This window comes from Xenophilus sp., from assembly GCF_044462705.1.
Classification (GTDB): Bacteria; Pseudomonadota; Gammaproteobacteria; order Burkholderiales; family Burkholderiaceae_C; genus Xenophilus; species Xenophilus azovorans.
Genome location: NZ_JBIQNC010000118.1, coordinates 1 through 16,173 on the forward strand (window position 1 = coordinate 1; position 16,173 = coordinate 16,173).

Genomic DNA, 16,173 nt, shown 5'->3' on the forward strand with positions numbered 1-16,173 from the left:
GGCTATGGCTGGCGGATCACCGGCGACACCCTGTGGCACTCGGGCGAGACCATCGGCTTCCGCAACGTGATCGTGCGCTGGCCGGAGCAGCGTCTGACCGTGGTGCTGCTGAGCAACCGCAACGACCCGGAGCCGTACGACACGGCGCTGAAGATCGGGGCGTTGTTCCTGTAGAGCCGACCCATGGTCGGCTACCCCGCGCAAGCGGACCATGGGTCCGCTCTACAGGATGCTGACATCCCCCGGTGTACACCGGGGCCATGGACAGTTTTGCGCGCCAGCGCGAACGCATGGTCGGCCGCCAGGTGGAAGGACGCGGGGTACGCGACCCGCGGGTCCTGGACGCGATGCGCGAGGTGCCGCGCGAGGCGTTCGTGGACGAGCGCATGCGCGAGTTCGCCTATGACGACGCGCCGTTGCCGATCGAGGCCGGGCAGACCATCTCGCAGCCGTTCATCGTCGGCCTGATGGTCGAGGCGGCGGCGCTCGGCCCCGGCGACCGGGTGCTCGAGATCGGCGCCGGTTCGGGCTATGCCGCGGCGGTGATGAGCCGCATCGCGCGCGAGGTCTACGCGATCGAACGGCACCCCGAGCTGGCCGACCTGGCGCGCGACCGCATGCGCCGGCTCGGCTACGGCAACGTCGAATTGCGCACCGGCGACGGCAGCGGTGGCTGGCCGGAATCCGGCCCGTTCGACGCCATCGTCGCCTCCGCCGGCGCGCCGGCGGTGCCGGACGCCTTGCGCCGCCAGCTCGCGGTGGGCGGGCGCCTGGTGATGCCGGTCGGCGACACCCGGCGCCGGCAGCGGCTGCTCAAGCTGACCCGGGTCGGGGAGGACGACTGGGACGAGCAGGACCTGGGCGACGTGCTGTTCGTGCCGCTGGTGGGCGCGCATGCCTGGCGGGACGACGCGCCGGTGCTGGAACGGCCACCGCCGCGCCCGCGGCCGGCGCCGGACACGCTGTACGGCGCGATCGCCGCGGCGATCGAGCCGCTGCCGGGCATCGAAGACCCCGCCTTCGGCCGCATGTACGACCGTTTCGCCGGCGCGAAGGTGGTGCTGCTGGGCGAGGCCAGCCATGGCACCTCCGAGTTCTATCGTGCACGCGCCGCGATCACCCGGCGCCTGGTGGAACGGCACGGCTTCCGTATCGTCGCGGTGGAGGCGGACTGGCCGGACGCGGCCGCGATCGACCGCCACGTGCGCCTGCGCCCGCAGCGCCCGGACGCGCCCGTGCCGTTCCAGCGCTTCCCGACCTGGATGTGGCGCAACGCCGAGGTGGATGCCTTCGTGGGGTGGTTGCGCGCGCACAACGAAGCGCTGCCGGAAGACGCGCGCACCGGCTTCTTCGGCCTGGACCTGTACAGCCTCAACAGTTCGATCCGCGCGGTGGTGGACTACCTCGACCGTGTCGACCCGGAAGCCGCGCAGGTCGCACGCAAGCGCTATGGCTGCCTCGCGCCCTGGGCGACGGAGCCGGCCGGGTATGGACAGATGGCGCTGAGCAAGGGCTATGCGCCGTGCGAGCCGGCGGTGACCGCGATGCTGCGCGACCTGCTCGACAAGCGCCTCGCCTACGCCGCGCAGGACGGCACCGAATTCCACGACGCCGCACAGAACGCGCGCCTGGTGCGCAATGCCGAGGCCTACTACCGGGTGATGTACTACGGCGGCGCGGAATCCTGGAACCTGCGCGACAGCCACATGTTCGAAACCCTGCAACACCTGCTCGACGCGCACGGCCCGGATGCGAAGGCGGTGGTCTGGGCGCACAACTCCCACATCGGCGACGCGCGCCACACCGAGATGGGCCAGGTGCGCGGCGAGCACAACATCGGCCAGCTCTGCCGCGAGGTCTTCGGCACCGGCGCGGCGCTGCTCGGATTCGGCACCCACGCCGGGACCGTGGCCGCGGCCAGCGACTGGGACGCGCCGATGCAGGTCATGGAGGTGAACCCGTCGCGGCCGGACAGCCTGGAGCGCAACTTCCACGAGGCGGGGGTCGAATGCGGCCTGCTCGACCTGCGCGACGACGCCCACGTGACCGAGCGCAGGCACGCCCGCGAGGCCCTGCTGCCGGCGCGGCTGCAACGCTACATCGGCGTGGTCTACCGCCCGGACACCGAGCGCTGGAGCCACTACGCCGCCTCCTCCCTGGCCCAGCAGTACGACGGCTGGACCTGGTTCGACCGGACCCGGGCGGTGACGGCCCTGGCCGACGGTCACGGCCGCGGTCTCCCCGACACCTACCCCTTCGGCACCTGAGAACAGGGGTCAGAGCACATTTTTGGTAAAAAATGTGCTCTGACCCCTGTTCTTGAACTGGATCTTGCATGGCCTCATCCGGCGATTCCAACCGCGCCATCCTGTTCGCGCTGGGCGCGAACTTCGCGATTGCCGTCGCCAAGGGCGTCGCGGCCTACTTCACCCGCTCCAGCGCGATGCTGGCCGAGACCGTGCACTCGCTGGCGGACTGCGGCAACCAGCTCCTGCTGCTGCTCGGCCTGCGCCAGGCGCGCCGGCCGCCCTCGCCGGAATACCCGCTGGGCCACGGCAAGGCGACCTACTTCTGGTCGTTCCTGGTGGCGGTGATGCTGTTCAGCGTCGGCGGCATGTTCTCGCTGTACGAAGGCGTGCACAAACTGCAGGCGCCCGAGCCCCTGCGGCAGTGGTGGTGGGCGGCGGGCGTGCTGGTGTTCGGCATCGTCGCCGAGGGCATCTCGATGCGCGCCTGCCTGCAGGAAGTGGACAAGTCGCGCGGCGAACGCACCCTGTGGCAGTGGTTCCGGCAGAGCCGGCAGAGCGAGCTGGTGGTGATCTTCGGCGAGGACCTGGCCGCGCTGCTGGGCCTGTGCTTCGCGCTGGTCGCGGTGATGATGACGGTGGTCACCGGCAACCCGATGTGGGACGCGCTGGGCACGATTGCGATCGGCGTGTTGCTGGTGGTGGTCGCGGTGCTGGTGGCGATCGAGGTCAAGGCGATGCTGATCGGGCAGAGCATGGACCCGCGCCGCCAGGCCGAGATCCGCGCCTACCTGGAGGGCCGCGCGGAGATCGCCAACATCATCAGCCTGATCACCCTGCAACTGGGCAACCGCGCGCTGGTCTCGGTGCAGGCGCGCATGCGCGAGGAACGCGACGCCGACGCCATGCTGCACCAGATCAGCGCCATCGAACGCGGCCTCAAGGCCGAATTCCCCGAAGTCCTCTGGAGCTTCTTCGAACCCGAACTCCCCCGCGTCCCCACCGCCGAAGAAGAGCAAAAGCATTTTTGACACGGATTTACACGGATGAACACGGATAACGCAAAACCAATATAAAAAGCCTTATCCGTGTTGATCCGTATTGATCCGTGTAATCCGTGTCGAAAAAATTCCTTCAGGCCGGAGGGACCAGCCACTCCAGCCGGGGCTGCGGCGCGTGGCGTTCGGCAAGGTGGGTGGCGAGTTGGGCGAGGGCGGGGCGGAGGACCTGGTCGAGTTGCCAGGGGGCGTTGAGGATGAGCAGGCCGCTGCCGTTCATGCGCAGCGGCGAGTCGTCGGGGCGGACCAGCAGTTCGACCAGCAACGCCGATTTCGCCGGCAACGTGGCTGCGCGGCGGTAGAACGCCTGCAGCTGCCGGCGCTGCTTGATCGGGTACCACAGCGCGTAGGTGGCTTGCGGCCAGCGCTCCAGGCCGGTGCGCAGCGCCGTGCGCGCGTGCTCGAACTCGGCCAGCTGTGCCTCGTAGGGCGGGTCCACCAGCACCAGGCCGCGCGCGTAGCGCTGGCCGTCCACCGTGGGCGGCAGCAGCGCGCCGATCGCCGCGTAGCCGTCGCGCGGGTGCACCGCCACGCGCGGGTCGTCGCGGAAGTTCGCCTTCAGCGCCGCGGCCTCCTCCGGCTGCAGCTCGCAGCAGGCGATCCGGTCCTGCCCGCGCAGGGCGTGCGCGAGCAGCCAGGGCGAGCCGGGGTAGGCCAGCGCGCCGTGGGCCTGGCGGCAGGCGGTGACCGCGACCAGGTAGCGCTCGACCAGCGGCTCGAGCCGTGGCCGGGCGATCAGCCGCTCCACGCCCTCCGCGGCTTCGCCGGTCCGCCGCGCGGCCTCGGCATCGAGCGCGTACAGGCCGCGGCCGGCGTGGGTGTCCAGGGCGAACAGCGGCGCCGGCTTGCGCACCAGCGCCTCGCACAGGGCGAGCAGCGCCACGTGCTTGAGGACGTCGCCGTGGTTGCCGGCATGGAAGGCGTGTCGGTAGTTCATGTGACGCGAGTCTAAGGGACCATGACCGAATGCATGGGTCGCGCGTGCCGGGGCCGCCTACACTCGACCTTTTGGGGACGTCCCGGGGGAGTCGAATGAAGCGTGGTCTGTTGGGCGCAGTGATGGCGCTGGCGGTGGGCACGGTGTGCGCACAGCCGGCCGAGCCGGTCGACCTGGACATGGTCAGCCGCATCCGGCAGGAAGCCTTCCACCACTCGCAGGTCATGGACCTGCTGGGCGAACTGACCGAGGACATCGGCCCGCGCCTGACCAATTCCCCGGCGATGGACCGGGCCAACGCCTGGGCGCGCGGCAAGTTCGAAGGCTGGGGCCTGGCCAACGTCCACGACGAGGCGTTCGCCGACTTCGGCCGCGGCTGGACCTTCGGCCAGTCGCGGGTCGAGATGCTGTCGCCGCGGCAGCTGCCGCTGTACGCGCTGCCCAAGGCCTGGACCCCGGGCACCGACGGCCCCGTCGAGGGCGAGGCGATCGAGGTGAAGATCGACAAGCTCGCCGACCTGGAGAAATACAAAGGCAAGCTGCGCGGCAAGGTCGTGTTCCTCGACGAGGCGCGCGAGTACAAGCCTGGCGAAAAGGCGGACTTCCACCGCCACGACAAGACCAGCCTCGAGGACCTGCAGGCGTTCACCGTGCCGGGAGACGACAAGGACGACGGCGATTCCTGGATCAAGCGCTACCAGGAACGGCAGGAACTCACCCGCGCCCGCAACCAGTTCATGATGGACGAGGGTGCATTGGCGACCGTGTCCATCTCCAGCCGCGACAACGGCATCGTCCGCACCGGCGCCGGCGGCTCGCGCAAGGCCGGCGAGCCGGTCGGCGTGCCCGAGTTCGCGATGATCGCCGAGCACTACAACCAGGTGGTGCGCGCGCTGGACGACGGCGAGACCGTGCGCCTGCGCCTGGAAGCCGATTCGCGCTTCACCACCGACGCCGACCGCGACGGCTACAACACCATCGCCGAGATTCCCGGCCGCGGCGCGCTGAAGGACGAAGTGGTGATGCTCGGCGCGCACATGGACTCCTGGCACGTCGGCACCGGCGCCAGCGACAACGGCGCGGGCGTGGCGGTGATGATGGAAGCGATGCGGATCCTCAAGGCGGTCGGCGCGCAGCCGCGCCGGACCATCCGGGTCGCGCTGTGGAGCGGCGAGGAGCAGGGCCTGATCGGCTCCAGCGATTACGTCGAGCGGCATTTCGCCGCGTGGCCGCTGCCGGAGGATCCGGAGCAGGCGAAGCTGCCGGCGTTCTTCCGCCAGGGCAAGGGCACGCTGCAGCGCAAGGCGGGCTACGACAAGCTCAGCGCCTACTTCAACCTGGACAACGGCTCCGGCCGGATCCGCGGCATCTACGCCCAGGAGAACCTGGCGGTGATGCCGATCTTCGAGGCCTGGCTGAAGCCCTTCAACGACGTCGGCGCGACCACCGTCGTGACCCGCAACACGGGCAGCACCGACCACGTCCCGTTCGACCGCGTGGGCCTGCCGGGCTTCCAGTTCGTGCAGGACGGGCTGGACTACTTCAGCAACGTCCACCACACCAACCTGGACACCTACGACCACGCCCGCGCCGAGGACCTGAAGCAGGCCGCGGCGATCGTCGCCAGCTTCGTCTACCACGCGGCGATGCGCGACGCGAAGCTGCCGCGCAAGCCGGTGCCGCGCGCGGACTGAGCGGGCTCCCGCTCAGTCGTCGTGCACGTCCAGCCTGAGGGTGATGCCGAGCGGCGCGAAGGCCGCCGGCTCATCCTCCAGGTCGGCGCGCAGCAGCGGCCGCGCCTCCAGCCAGCGGCGCGGCAGCACGAAGTGCAGGGTCGCGCCTTCGGCGTGCAGGCGCAGGTCGGGGAAGTCCTCGGGCTGCTGCGAACGGTGCAGCAGCACGGCGAGGCGTAGCAGCGCCGCCAGCCGGCGGGTGGCCGGCAGCAGCCGGTCGGGGATCAGGTCGAAGGCGTGTTTCGGCACCTTGCGCCGGTGGGTGCGCACCAGCGCCGCGAGCATGCGCTGCTCGGGCATCGAGAAGCCGGCGATGTCCGAATGCTGCAGCACGTAGGCGCCATGCACCTGGTACTGGCTGTGGGCGATCGCCAGGCCGAGCTCGTGCAGGCGCGCGGCACGGGTGAGCATCAGCCGGTCGTCGTTGTCGAGCTGCCAGTCGCGGCAGACCCGCTCGAACAGCTGGACGGCGGTCGCGGCAACGCGCGCGGCTTGGGCCTGGTCGATGCCGTAGCGCTGCATCAGCGCGGCGACGGAGGCGTCGCGCGGGTCGTCGGCGCCGCCGCGGCCGAGCATGTCGTAGAGCACGCCCTCGCGCAGCGCCGCCTTGCTTGCCGCCATCCGCTCCAGCCCGAACACGTTGAAGGCCGCCTCGACCACCAGCAGCCCGCCCGCGATCACCGGCTTGCGCTCGGCCGACAGCCCTGGCAGGTCGATGTCCTCGATCCGTTTCGCCGCCAGCAGCCGCTCGCGCACCTGCGGCAGGGCCTTGGCCATCACCGCGCCCTTGCTCAGCTTCATCGCCGCGCACACGTCGCCGATCGCCTTGATCGTGCCGGAGGCGCCCAGGGTCTCCTGCCAGCCCAGGTGGCGGTACACGCCCGCGAACTGCTGGAACTGCGCGCCGACCTCGATCAGCGCCTCGTCCCAGCGCTTGCGGCTGAGCTTGCCGTCGCCGAAGAAGCGCGCGGTGGTGGCGACGCAGCCCAGCTGCAGGCTTTCGCGCTCGATCGCGTCCAGGCCGCTGCCGATGATGCATTCGGTGGAGCCGCCGCCCACGTCGATCACCAGCCGCAGCTGGCCCGGCCGCGGCGGTTGCGCGTGGGCCACGCCGAGGTAGATCAGGCGCGCTTCCTCGCGCCCGGGAATCACTTCGATAGCATGCCCTAGCGCGGTTTCGGCCGGGACCAGGAACGCCTGCGGCGCGGCCAGCAGGCGCACCGTGTTGGTCGCGACCGCGCGCACCCGTTGCGGCGGGATGTCGCGCAGGCGCTGGCCGAAGCGGGCCAGGCATTCCAGCGCGCGCTGGCGCACGTCGGCGCGCAGCCCGCCGCGCGCGTCCAGGCCTTCGGCCAGGCGCACCATCTCGCGCAGCCGGTCCACGGTGCGCAGCTGGCCGAGCACGTAGCGCGCCACCACCATGTGGAAGCTGTTGGAGCCGATGTCGATCGCCGCCAGCAGATCGCCGTCCTGCAGCGGCAGGGCGGGCGAACGCAGGCGGATGTGCGGGGCGTCGGGCATCGGGGTCCTCAGCCGCAGAGGGCGTCGAGCAGCGCGGCCTGCGCCGAGTGGGGCGCTTCGCCGGGGCCGGGCGCCAGCCGCTTGTAGCCGCCGTCGGCCTGCAGTTCCCAGGCGTTGCAGTTGTCGGCCAGGTAGTTGTCCAGCGCCTCGGCCTTGACCCGCTGCGCGAGCGCGGGGTCGAGGATCGGGAAGCAGGTCTCCACCCGCCGCAGCAGGTTGCGCTCCAGCCAGTCGGCGCTGGCGCAGAACAGTTCCGGCTGGCCGTCGTTGGCGAACCAGTAGGCGCGGCTGTGCTCCAGGAAGCGCCCGACGACCGAGCGCACGCGGATGTTGTCGGACACGCCGTGGACGCCGGGGCGCAGGGTGCAGGCGCCGCGGACGATCAGGTCGATCGCCACGCCCGACTGCGACGCCGCGTACAGCGCGCGGATCACCTGCGGCTCGTTCAGCGCGTTCATCCGCGCGACGATCCGCGCCGGCCGTCCCGCGCGCGCATGCGCAGCCTCGCGCGCGATCCGCTCCAGCACGCCGCCGTGCAGGGTGAACGGCGACTGCAGCAGCCGCCGCAGCCGGGTGACCGGGGTGAGCCCGGACAGCTGCTGGAAGATCTGGTGCACGTCGGCGCCGATGTCGGGGTCGGCGGTGAGCAGGCCCAGGTCGGTGTACTGGCGCGCGGTGCCGGCGTGGTAGTTGCCGGTGGACAGGTGCGCGTAGCGGCGCAACTGGCGACCCTCGCGGCGCACGATCAGCAGCATCTTGGCGTGGGTCTTGTAGCCGACCACGCCATACACCACCTGGACCCCGGCTTCCTGCAGGCGGTCGGCGAAGCCGAGGTTGGCTTCCTCGTCGAAGCGCGCGCGCAGCTCGACCACGGCGGTGACGTCCTTGCCGTTGCGCGCCGCCTGCACCAGCGACTCGACGATCGCCGAATCCTTGCCGGTGCGGTACAGGGTCTGCTTGATTGCCAGCACGTTGGGGTCTTCCGCGGCCTGGCGCACCAGCTCCAGCACCGGGGTGAACGCGTCGAACGGATGGTGCAGCAGCACGTCGCCGGCGCGCAGGCGCTCGAACATGGCGTCGCTGCCGGCGAGCTGGCGCGGCTGGAACGGCGGGAACTTCAGCTCCGGGCGCTGCACCAGGTCGTACACCTGGATCACCCGGTTGAGGTTCACCGGGCCCTCGATCCGGTACACCGCGTTGCCGTCGAGGTCGAAGTTCTCCAGCAGCATGCGCACGATCGGCGCCGGGCAGTCGTGCGCGATCTCCAGCCGCATCGCGCGCAGGTAGCCGCGCCCGGCCAGTTCGTCGCGCAGGGCGAGGGCGAGGTTCTCGACTTCTTCCTCGTCCACGATCAGTTCTGAATTGCGGGTCACCCGGAACTGGTAGGCGCCCTTGACCCGCATGCCGGCGAACAGCTCGCCGACGAACGCCGACAGCACCGCCGACAGGAACACGAAGTCGTGCTCGCCGCCGGACACCTCCGGCGGCAGCCGGATGATCCGCGGCAGCGAGCGCGGTGCGCGCACGATCGCCAGGTTGCCGGCCCTGCCGAAGGCGTCGGTGCCCTCGAGCACCACCACGATGTTCAGCGACTTGTTGAGGATCTTCGGGAACGGATGCGCCGGGTCCAGCCCCAGCGGCGACAGCACCGGCAGGATCTCGTCGAGGAAGTACTGGCGCAGCCACTCCGACTGCGCGTCGTTCCAGTGGTCGCGGGCCAGCACCCGCACCCCGGCCTCGGACAGCGCCGGGCGCAACACCTGGTTCCAGCAGTCGTACTGCGCCGCGACCAGCTCGGCGGCGCGCTCGTGGATCCTGCGCAGCACGGTCGCGGGTGCCAGCCCGTCCGGCCCGGGCGGCATCTCGAAGTCCTGGGCGTGGCGCACGGTGGCCGCGCGGATCTCGAAGAACTCGTCGAGGTTGGTGCAGGAGATGCACAGGAAGCGCAACCGCTCCAGCAGCGGCACCGCGGGATCCTGGGCCTGTGCCAGCACCCGGAAGTTGAAGTCGAGCTGCGCCAGCTCGCGGCTGGAGTACAGCGCCGGATCGCGCAGCGGATCGTCCTGCGCTTCGCTCATGCCGTGCCCCCGATCCGGCGCTTGCGCGCGACCACCCGGCCCGGGCCGAACACGCAGGCGAAGCGGCTGCCCGCGCCGGGCTCGCTCTCGATCCGCAGCTGCGCCTGGTGCAGGCCGAGCACGTGCTTGACGATGGCCAGGCCCAGGCCGGTGCCGCCGCTCTCGCGCGAGCGGCTGGTGGACACGCGGTAGAAGCGCTCGGTGAGTCGCGGCAGGTGCTCCGGTGCGATGCCCTGGCCGGTGTCGGTGACCGCCAGCTCGGCGCCGCCGTCGGCCGTGCGGGCCAGGCGGATGCCGATGCGGCCACCGGCCGGGGTGTAGCGCACCGCGTTGCTCACCAGGTTCGAGAACGCGCTGTGCAACTCGTGCTGGGAGCCGGCCAGGTCGACCTGCGCGACGTCCTCGACGCCGATCTCGTGCGCGCCCTGGCTCAGTGCCTCGGCCTCGCGCTGCAGCGTCGCCAGCAAGGGCGCCATCGCTACGGTCTCCTCCGGCACCGCATCGCGCGATTCCAGCCGCGACAGGGTCAGCAGGTCCTCGACCAGCTGGGTCATGCGCTGCGACTGGCGTTGCATTTCCGCAAGCATCGGCGCCCAGTCCGGATGCTCGGCCGGGTCCAGCATTTCCAGGTAGCCGTGGACCACGGTCAGCGGCGTGCGCAGTTCATGCGACACGTTGGCGACGAAGTCGCGGCGCATGTGCTCCAGCCGCTCCAGCCGGGTGACGTCGCGCACGATCAGCAACCAGTGCTCGGGCGAGTAGGGCACCAGGCGCAGGCTCAGCCGCACCTCGGGGGAGATCGGCGAGGGCAGGTCGCCCATCGGTTCGGCCATGCGCCCGGCCGCCAGCCAGCGCGCGATCGGCCAGGCCTGCAGGCATTCGCCCAGCGGCGCGTCGATGTCGCGCGGCTGGCGCAGGCCGAGCAGCCGGGTCGCGGCTGGGTTGAACCAGACGATGCGCTGGCTGTTGCGCTCGGCGACGATCACCGCGTCGGGCAACGCGTCGGCCAGCGCGCGGTAGGCACGCAGCAGGTCCAGCAGCCGGCGTCGCCCGGCGCGTGCCCGGCGGCGCTCGTCGAGCCGCTCGGACTCGAGCCTGCGCAGCCGCCGCCACAGCCAGGCCAGCGCGGCACAGGCCGCGGCGAGGGCCGCGATGGCGGTGGCGAGGCTCCAGTCCATGCCCCGGATTCTCGCAGGAACCGCGGGTTCAGGCCGCCGACGCGCTGAAGCGGTAGCCCGCCCCGCGGACGGTCTGGACCATGGCCGCCGCGCCGGCCGGCTCGAGCGCCTTGCGCAGCCGCCGGATGTGCACGTCCACGGTGCGTTCCTCGACCTCGGCGCCGCCGCCCCAGACATGGTCGAGCAGCCGCGCGCGCGAATGCACGCGTTCGGCGTGGGTCATGAAGAAATGCAGCAGGCGGTATTCGGTGGGGCCCAGCGAAAGTTCGGCTTCGGCGTCGCCGTCGCGGACGAACACCCGGTGCGCGGCGCCGTCGATCCGGAGCATGCCGGCGCTGACGCTGCCGTGCTCGTCGTCCTCGTGGCTGCGGCGCATCACCGCACGGATCCGGGCCAGCAGCTCGCGCGCGGAGAACGGCTTGACCACGTAGTCGTCGACCCCGGCCTCGAGGCCGCCGACCCGGTCGTCCTCTTCGCCGCGCGCGGTGAGCATGATGATCGGGACCTCGCGGGTCAGCGGATCGCGGCGCCAGCGCCGGGCCAGCTCCAGGCCGCTGCTGCCCGGCAGCATCCAGTCGAGCAGCACCAGGTCCGGCACCCGCTCGGCAATGGCCGCCTGCGCCTCGCGGCCGTCGGCCGCGTGCACCGGCTCGAACCCGGCCTTGCGCAGGGCGAAGGCCACCATGTCGCGGATCGCGGGCTCGTCGTCGACGATCAGGATGCGCTTGGGCATGCGGCTATTGAACGACAGTTCGATGACAGCCGCATGACACCGCGGCCCTAGCGCTCCAGGTCCTTGTCGCGGATGCCCTGGCGGTGCAGTTCCAGCACCACCGGGGTGATCGCGGCGATGCGGGCGTCGATCCGGGCGCGGGCGTAGTAGTCGAGGTCGTCGCGCTTCTTCAGCAGGCCGAGCTGGACCAGCGCCCGCTCCGGCCGGCCGTTGAGGAACTCGGCCTCGGCGTAGGCCTCTCCCGCGCGCACCGGGTCGCCGGCGATCTCGCTGGCGCGGGCGAAGGTGAGCTGGAAGCTCGGGTCGTCGCCGGCGCTGTTGAGCAGCGGGCGCAGCAGCGCCTGCGCGCGCTGCCCGGCTTCGCGCGTGTTTCGCTCGTTGAGGGTGGCGGCGTAGGTCAGGGCCACCGCGCGGCTGCGCGGCATGCGTGCGTGCAGGGCCTCGAAGCGGGCATCGGCGGCTTCGATGTTGCCGGCGCGCGCCTGCGCCTGTGCGAGTGCAAGTTCCAGCCACGGTTCGCCCGGATGCCGTTCGAGCAGCGTGCCCAGCTCACGCGCCGCCTGCGCCGGGCTGCCGTCCAGGTAGTGCGCCAGGGCGAAGCCGTAGCGCTGGGCGTCGTCGAGCTCGCCGGCGCGCGCCAGGCGCTCGTATTCGCGCACGGCGGCCGCCGGGGTGTTGGCGCTGAGCACCCGCAGGCGCTCGCGCGCCCACGCGAATTCGCTTCCGGCGCCGCTGGCGGTGCCGGGTGAAATCGACAGGGATGCCGGCAGCAGCGGGTTGTCCAGCGCGCGGCTGGCGGGCACGAAGCCGGCGCCGTTGTCCGCGATCTGGCGCGCGCGGTCGCGCGCCTCGGAGATGCGGGTGGTGGTGACCGGGTGGGTGCGCAGGTAGTCGGGCATGCTTTCCCGGGTCTGGGTGCTGCGCACCACCGCCTGCAGCTTCTCGAAGAACCCGGCCATGGCCTCCGGCTCGTAGCCGGTGCGGGCAAGGGTGCGGATGCCGATGCGGTCGGCTTCGGCCTCGTTGCTGCGGGTGTAGTCGATCTGGCGCTGCGCCATCAGGCCCTGCGCGCCGACCACCGCCGCCATCACCGCGTCGTCGCGGGAATTGCTGCTGCTGTGCTGCGAGGCGATGATCGTGCCGAGCATCGCCAGCAGCACCGGGAGCTGGTCGCGCTGCGCCTGTTCCACCGCGCGCAGCACATGTTCCTGGGTGACGTGCGCGATCTCGTGCGAGATCACCGCGGCGACCTCGTCCTCGCTGTCCGCCTCCAGCACCAGGCCGGCATTGACCCCGATATAGCCGCCGAGGGTGGCGAAGGCGTTGATCTCGCGGTCGCGCAGCATGAAGAAGGTGAACGGCTGGCGCGGGTCGTCGCTGTGCGCGCCGAGCCGCTGCCCGAGCGACTGCAGCCAGCCGGCGATCAGCGGGTCCTCGAGCACGTAGTCGTAGTTGCGCAGCTGGCTCAGGGTCATGGCGCCGTATTCGGCCTGCTCGGCCGGCGACAGCACCGCGCCCGCGGACGAGCCGATGTCCGGGAGCTGGCGGCGCTCCTGCGCCTGCAGCGGCGGCGCCTGCAGGGCGGCGCCCAGGGCGAACGCCAGGGCGAGGGCCAGCGGAGCTGCGGCGAGGGTGGGGCGCATGCGGTGGGCGGCCATGGTTCCGGAGCGATGGGTCCGAGGATAGGCCAAGGCGGCGCGGAGGGCGCGCAGTGGCGTGAATGCGTGGTTAATCGACACCTTGCGCTGGAAAAGCGTGGTCCGCGATCCCATATTGGCCCGCGTCCCATCCCCCAGGTTCAGTACCGGAGCAGGCCTTGAGCGACGTCGAATCCCCCATCACCCTCTATACCTCGGCCAGCTGCGGCTACTGCGTGGCGGCGAAGAACTTCCTCAAGAGCCGCGGCCTGGCGTGGAAGGAGGTGCGGATCGACCTCGACCCGGCCGAGCGCGAGCGCATGGTCGCGCGTGCGCGCCGGACCAGCGTGCCGCAGATCTTCATCGGCGAGACCCACGTCGGCGGCTACGACGACATGATGGCGCTGCACCGCGCCGGCGGCCTGGCGCCGCTGCTCGAGCAGCACGGCCTCAAGGACGGCGCGGCATGAGCGCCGGCGGGGACGGGGGCAAGGACCGCGTCGCGGAGTTCACCGCGTTCCGGCAGCGCATGAACGAGCGGATCCTGGCCGAGCCCAACCAGGTGGTCCGGCGCTTCTTCGCGCTCGACACCCAGGCCTACCAGGCCGGCGCGCTGGACGTGAAGACCAAGGAGCTGCTGGGCCTGGTCGCCTCCCTGGTGCTGCGTTGCGACGACTGCATCAGCTACCACGTGGCCCAGTGCAAGGACGCCGGGGTGAGCCGTGACGAGATGTTCGAGGCGTTCTCCATCGGCCTGGTGGTCGGCGGATCGATCGTGATCCCGCACCTGCGCCGGGCGGTGGACTTCCTGGACCGGCTCGAGGCGGGGGAGGGCGCCAGCCCCGCGGCGCCGGGCCACGACCACGGCTGAACCCCGGGTCCATACCGGGCCGTCTGGCATAATGGGCGGCCGACTCCCCCCTCGCACGGCGCCCGCGCGCCGTGCCTTCCGTTCGGAACAAGCAAATGACCCAGACGATTACGGTCATCCGTGGCGACGGCATTGGCCCGGAGATCATGGAAGCCGCCCTGCACGTGCTCGACGCCATGGACGTCGGGCTGTCCTATGAATTCGCCGAGGCCGGCGTCGCCGCGCTGGAGGCCACCGGCGAGCTGCTGCCGGCGGCGACCATGGACTCGATCCGCCGCAACAAGGTCGCGCTGAAGAGCCCGCTGACCACGCCGGTCGGCGGGGGCTTCTCCTCGATCAACGTCGAACTGCGCAAGCGCTTCGACCTGTACGCCAACGTGCGCCCGGCCAAGTCGCACCCGAACACCCGGTCGCGCTTCCCCAGCGGCGTGGACCTGATCACCGTGCGCGAGAACACCGAGGGCGCGTACAGCGCGGAAGGCCAGGAGCTGTCCGCCGACGGCGACACCGCGACCTCGATCACCAGGACCACGCGCCGCGGCTCCGAGCGGATCGTGCGCTACGCCTTCGACCTGGCCCGCCGAACCGGCCGCAAGAAGGTCACCATCGTGCACAAGGCCAACATCCTGAAGTCGACCTCGGGCCTGTTCCTGAAGGTCGCGCGCGAGGTGGCGGCGCAGTACCCCGACATCGAGGCCAACGAGCTGATCGTGGACAACTGCGCGATGCAGCTGGTGATGCGCCCCGAGCAGTTCGACGTGATCGTGACCACCAACCTGTTCGGCGACATCATCTCCGACCTGTGCGCCGGCCTGGTCGGCGGCCTCGGCCTGGCCCCGGGCGCCAACATCGGCACCGACGCGGCGATCTTCGAGGCGGTCCACGGCTCGGCCCCGGACATCGCCGGCAAGGGCGTGGCCAACCCCTGCGCGCTGCTGCTGGGCGCCGCGCAGATGCTCGACCACCTCGGCAAGCACGATGCCGCCACCCGCTTGCGCGAAGCCATCGAAGCCACCCTGACCGCCGGCGACTCCCTCACCCCCGACCTCGGCGGCACCGGCACCACCATGGCCTTCGCCCAGGCCATCGCCAAGCGCGCGGCGGCGTAAGCGCTTTTATTTGCCACGGATGAACACGGATCAACACGGATAGAGCATTTGCTCTTTGATCCGTGTCATCCGTGTTCATCCGTGGCTAAAGCGTTTTTCCCTCAGTCTCGCGACTGGAGCTTGGCGAGCAGGCGCAGGAGTTCGAGGTAGAGCCACACCAGGGTCACCAGCAGGCCGAAGGCGCCGTACCACTCCATGTACTTGGGGGCGCCGTGCTCGACGCCCTGCTCGATGAAGTCGAAGTCGAGCACCAGGTTCAGCGCCGCGACCACGACCACCACCAGCGAGAAGCCGATCCCCAGCCAGCCGCTGTCGTGGATGAAGCCCATGCCCTCGAACCCGAACAGGCGCATGCCGATGTTCACCAGGTACAGCAGCATGATCCCGCCGGTGGCGGCGACCACGCCCAGCTTGAAGTTCTCGGTCGCGCGCACCAGGCCGCTGCGGTAGGCCAGCAGCAGGGCGGCGAGGGTGCCGAAGGTGAGGCCGACCGCCTGCATCACGATGCCGGGGAAGCGCTGCTCGAACACCGCCGAGATCGCGCCCAGCGCCAGGCCCTCGACGACCGCATACAGCGGCGCGGTCACCGGCGACCACTCCTTCTTGAAGACGGTCACCAGGGCCAGCACCAGGCCGCCGATCAGCCCGCCCCAGACCCAGGGCATCAGCGCCGCGCCGTCGCCGGCGAAATAGCGGCTCCAGGTGTACACCGCCCCGACCAGGGTCAGGACCAGCAGGAACGCGGTCTTGTTGACCGTGCCGTTGAGGGTCATGGCCGAGGCGTCGTGGCGCACCACGGTGCCGCTGCCCAGGTCCAGGAAGGTGGAAGCGTTCAGTGCCGGATTGCCGCTGCGCATGTCTTGCCTTGTCCTCGTTTGGCCGGGAATGCCTGTACCGGAGCATACACGGGCGTGCGCCGGCGTTCGCCGCGCGTTGACAGCGTGTTGCCGGCTGCCCAGAATAGCCGGCCTTTCGTGGCGTTGGCGCGCCGTGGGAAGGACAAGCAGTTCCGAGCGGCGGGGTATAGCGCAGCCTGGTAGCGCGCCTGCTTTGGGAGCAGGATGTCGGGGGT

At 70.9% G+C, this 16,173-nt stretch carries 14 protein-coding genes; 7 read left to right on the top strand and 7 right to left on the bottom strand.

Features of this window, described 5'->3' with window-relative positions; all coding sequences use genetic code 11:
* The 3 genes from ACIY1X_RS16965 to ACIY1X_RS16975 form a co-directional block, all read left to right on the top strand.
* A partial coding sequence (locus ACIY1X_RS16965) for a serine hydrolase (protein ID WP_399682680.1) occupies positions 1-174 on the top strand: 174 nt, incomplete at its 5' end.
* Between the two features lie 86 nt (positions 175-260).
* Positions 261-2,267 carry a protein-L-isoaspartate(D-aspartate) O-methyltransferase gene (locus tag ACIY1X_RS16970; RefSeq protein WP_399682644.1) on the top strand — a complete coding sequence of 669 codons (2,007 nt, stop codon included), beginning with the start codon at positions 261-263 and terminating at the stop codon, positions 2,265-2,267.
* A gap of 68 nt (positions 2,268-2,335) precedes the next feature.
* Positions 2,336-3,277: a cation diffusion facilitator family transporter gene (locus tag ACIY1X_RS16975; RefSeq protein ID WP_399682647.1), complete on the top strand. Its 942-nt coding sequence runs from the start codon at positions 2,336-2,338 to the stop codon at positions 3,275-3,277.
* Between the two features lie 103 nt (positions 3,278-3,380).
* Here ACIY1X_RS16975 and ACIY1X_RS16980 read toward each other — a convergent pair whose 3' ends face one another.
* Complete coding sequence (locus ACIY1X_RS16980) at positions 3,381-4,241, bottom strand: 23S rRNA (adenine(2030)-N(6))-methyltransferase RlmJ (RefSeq protein WP_399682650.1); 861 nt, start codon at positions 4,239-4,241, stop codon at positions 3,381-3,383.
* 95 nt (positions 4,242-4,336) lie between these two features.
* Between ACIY1X_RS16980 and ACIY1X_RS16985 the strand changes: the two genes are divergently transcribed.
* Positions 4,337-5,935, top strand: a complete 1,599-nt coding sequence (locus tag ACIY1X_RS16985; protein WP_399682653.1) for a M20/M25/M40 family metallo-hydrolase — start codon at positions 4,337-4,339, stop codon at positions 5,933-5,935.
* Between the two features lie 12 nt (positions 5,936-5,947).
* Here ACIY1X_RS16985 and ACIY1X_RS16990 read toward each other — a convergent pair whose 3' ends face one another.
* The 5 genes from ACIY1X_RS16990 to ACIY1X_RS17010 are packed head-to-tail and all read right to left on the bottom strand — an operon-like array spanning position 5,948 to position 13,127.
* On the bottom strand, positions 5,948-7,495 hold the full coding sequence (locus ACIY1X_RS16990; RefSeq protein ID WP_399682656.1) for an exopolyphosphatase: 1,548 nt from the start codon (positions 7,493-7,495) through the stop codon (positions 5,948-5,950).
* Positions 7,496-7,503: 8 nt separating this feature from the next.
* Complete coding sequence (ppk1, locus tag ACIY1X_RS16995; protein WP_399682659.1) at positions 7,504-9,573, bottom strand: polyphosphate kinase 1; 2,070 nt, start codon at positions 9,571-9,573, stop codon at positions 7,504-7,506.
* A complete protein-coding gene (phoR, locus tag ACIY1X_RS17000; RefSeq protein ID WP_399682662.1) occupies positions 9,570-10,751 on the bottom strand; it encodes a phosphate regulon sensor histidine kinase PhoR in 1,182 nt (393 codons plus the stop codon). The genes ppk1 and phoR overlap by 4 nt, the downstream gene beginning before the upstream one ends.
* Before the next feature lie 28 nt (positions 10,752-10,779).
* Positions 10,780-11,484: a phosphate regulon transcriptional regulator PhoB gene (gene phoB, locus ACIY1X_RS17005; protein WP_399682665.1), complete on the bottom strand. Its 705-nt coding sequence runs from the start codon at positions 11,482-11,484 to the stop codon at positions 10,780-10,782.
* A 47-nt stretch (positions 11,485-11,531) separates the two neighbouring features.
* Positions 11,532-13,127: a M48 family metalloprotease gene (locus ACIY1X_RS17010; protein ID WP_399682668.1), complete on the bottom strand. Its 1,596-nt coding sequence runs from the start codon at positions 13,125-13,127 to the stop codon at positions 11,532-11,534.
* Positions 13,128-13,300: 173 nt separating this feature from the next.
* On the opposite strand from ACIY1X_RS17010, the gene grxC reads away from it, so the two are divergent.
* The 3 genes from grxC (at position 13,301) to ACIY1X_RS17025 (ending at position 15,101) form a co-directional block, all read left to right on the top strand.
* The gene (gene grxC, locus ACIY1X_RS17015) at positions 13,301-13,591 is read left to right on the top strand and encodes a glutaredoxin 3 (RefSeq protein ID WP_399682671.1); all 291 of its coding nucleotides are present in this window, start codon (positions 13,301-13,303) and stop codon (positions 13,589-13,591) included.
* A complete protein-coding gene (locus ACIY1X_RS17020) occupies positions 13,588-13,992 on the top strand; it encodes a carboxymuconolactone decarboxylase family protein (RefSeq protein WP_399682673.1) in 405 nt (134 codons plus the stop codon). The genes grxC and ACIY1X_RS17020 overlap by 4 nt, the downstream gene beginning before the upstream one ends.
* Positions 13,993-14,087: 95 nt before the next feature.
* On the top strand, positions 14,088-15,101 hold the full coding sequence (locus ACIY1X_RS17025; protein WP_399682675.1) for an isocitrate dehydrogenase: 1,014 nt from the start codon (positions 14,088-14,090) through the stop codon (positions 15,099-15,101).
* A 101-nt stretch (positions 15,102-15,202) separates the two neighbouring features.
* Here the strand turns inward: ACIY1X_RS17025 and ACIY1X_RS17030 are convergent, their stop codons facing one another.
* On the bottom strand, positions 15,203-15,958 hold the full coding sequence (locus ACIY1X_RS17030; RefSeq protein WP_399682678.1) for a Bax inhibitor-1/YccA family protein: 756 nt from the start codon (positions 15,956-15,958) through the stop codon (positions 15,203-15,205).
* Between the last annotated feature and the right edge of the window lie 215 nt (positions 15,959-16,173).

Coding starts and splice junctions, on each gene's coding strand:
- ACIY1X_RS16970 (WP_399682644.1), top strand. CDS start 261: ATGGACAGTTTTGCGCGCCAGCGCGAACGCATGGTCGGCCGCCAGGTG.
- ACIY1X_RS16975 (WP_399682647.1), top strand. CDS start 2,336: ATGGCCTCATCCGGCGATTCCAACCGCGCCATCCTGTTCGCGCTGGGC.
- ACIY1X_RS16980 (WP_399682650.1), bottom strand. CDS start 4,241: ATGAACTACCGACACGCCTTCCATGCCGGCAACCACGGCGACGTCCTC.
- ACIY1X_RS16985 (WP_399682653.1), top strand. CDS start 4,337: ATGAAGCGTGGTCTGTTGGGCGCAGTGATGGCGCTGGCGGTGGGCACG.
- ACIY1X_RS16990 (WP_399682656.1), bottom strand. CDS start 7,495: ATGCCCGACGCCCCGCACATCCGCCTGCGTTCGCCCGCCCTGCCGCTG.
- ppk1 (WP_399682659.1), bottom strand. CDS start 9,573: ATGAGCGAAGCGCAGGACGATCCGCTGCGCGATCCGGCGCTGTACTCC.
- phoR (WP_399682662.1), bottom strand. CDS start 10,751: ATGGACTGGAGCCTCGCCACCGCCATCGCGGCCCTCGCCGCGGCCTGT.
- phoB (WP_399682665.1), bottom strand. CDS start 11,484: ATGCCCAAGCGCATCCTGATCGTCGACGACGAGCCCGCGATCCGCGAC.
- ACIY1X_RS17010 (WP_399682668.1), bottom strand. CDS start 13,127: ATGCGCCCCACCCTCGCCGCAGCTCCGCTGGCCCTCGCCCTGGCGTTC.
- ACIY1X_RS17020 (WP_399682673.1), top strand. CDS start 13,588: ATGAGCGCCGGCGGGGACGGGGGCAAGGACCGCGTCGCGGAGTTCACC.
- ACIY1X_RS17025 (WP_399682675.1), top strand. CDS start 14,088: ATGACCCAGACGATTACGGTCATCCGTGGCGACGGCATTGGCCCGGAG.
- ACIY1X_RS17030 (WP_399682678.1), bottom strand. CDS start 15,958: ATGCGCAGCGGCAATCCGGCACTGAACGCTTCCACCTTCCTGGACCTG.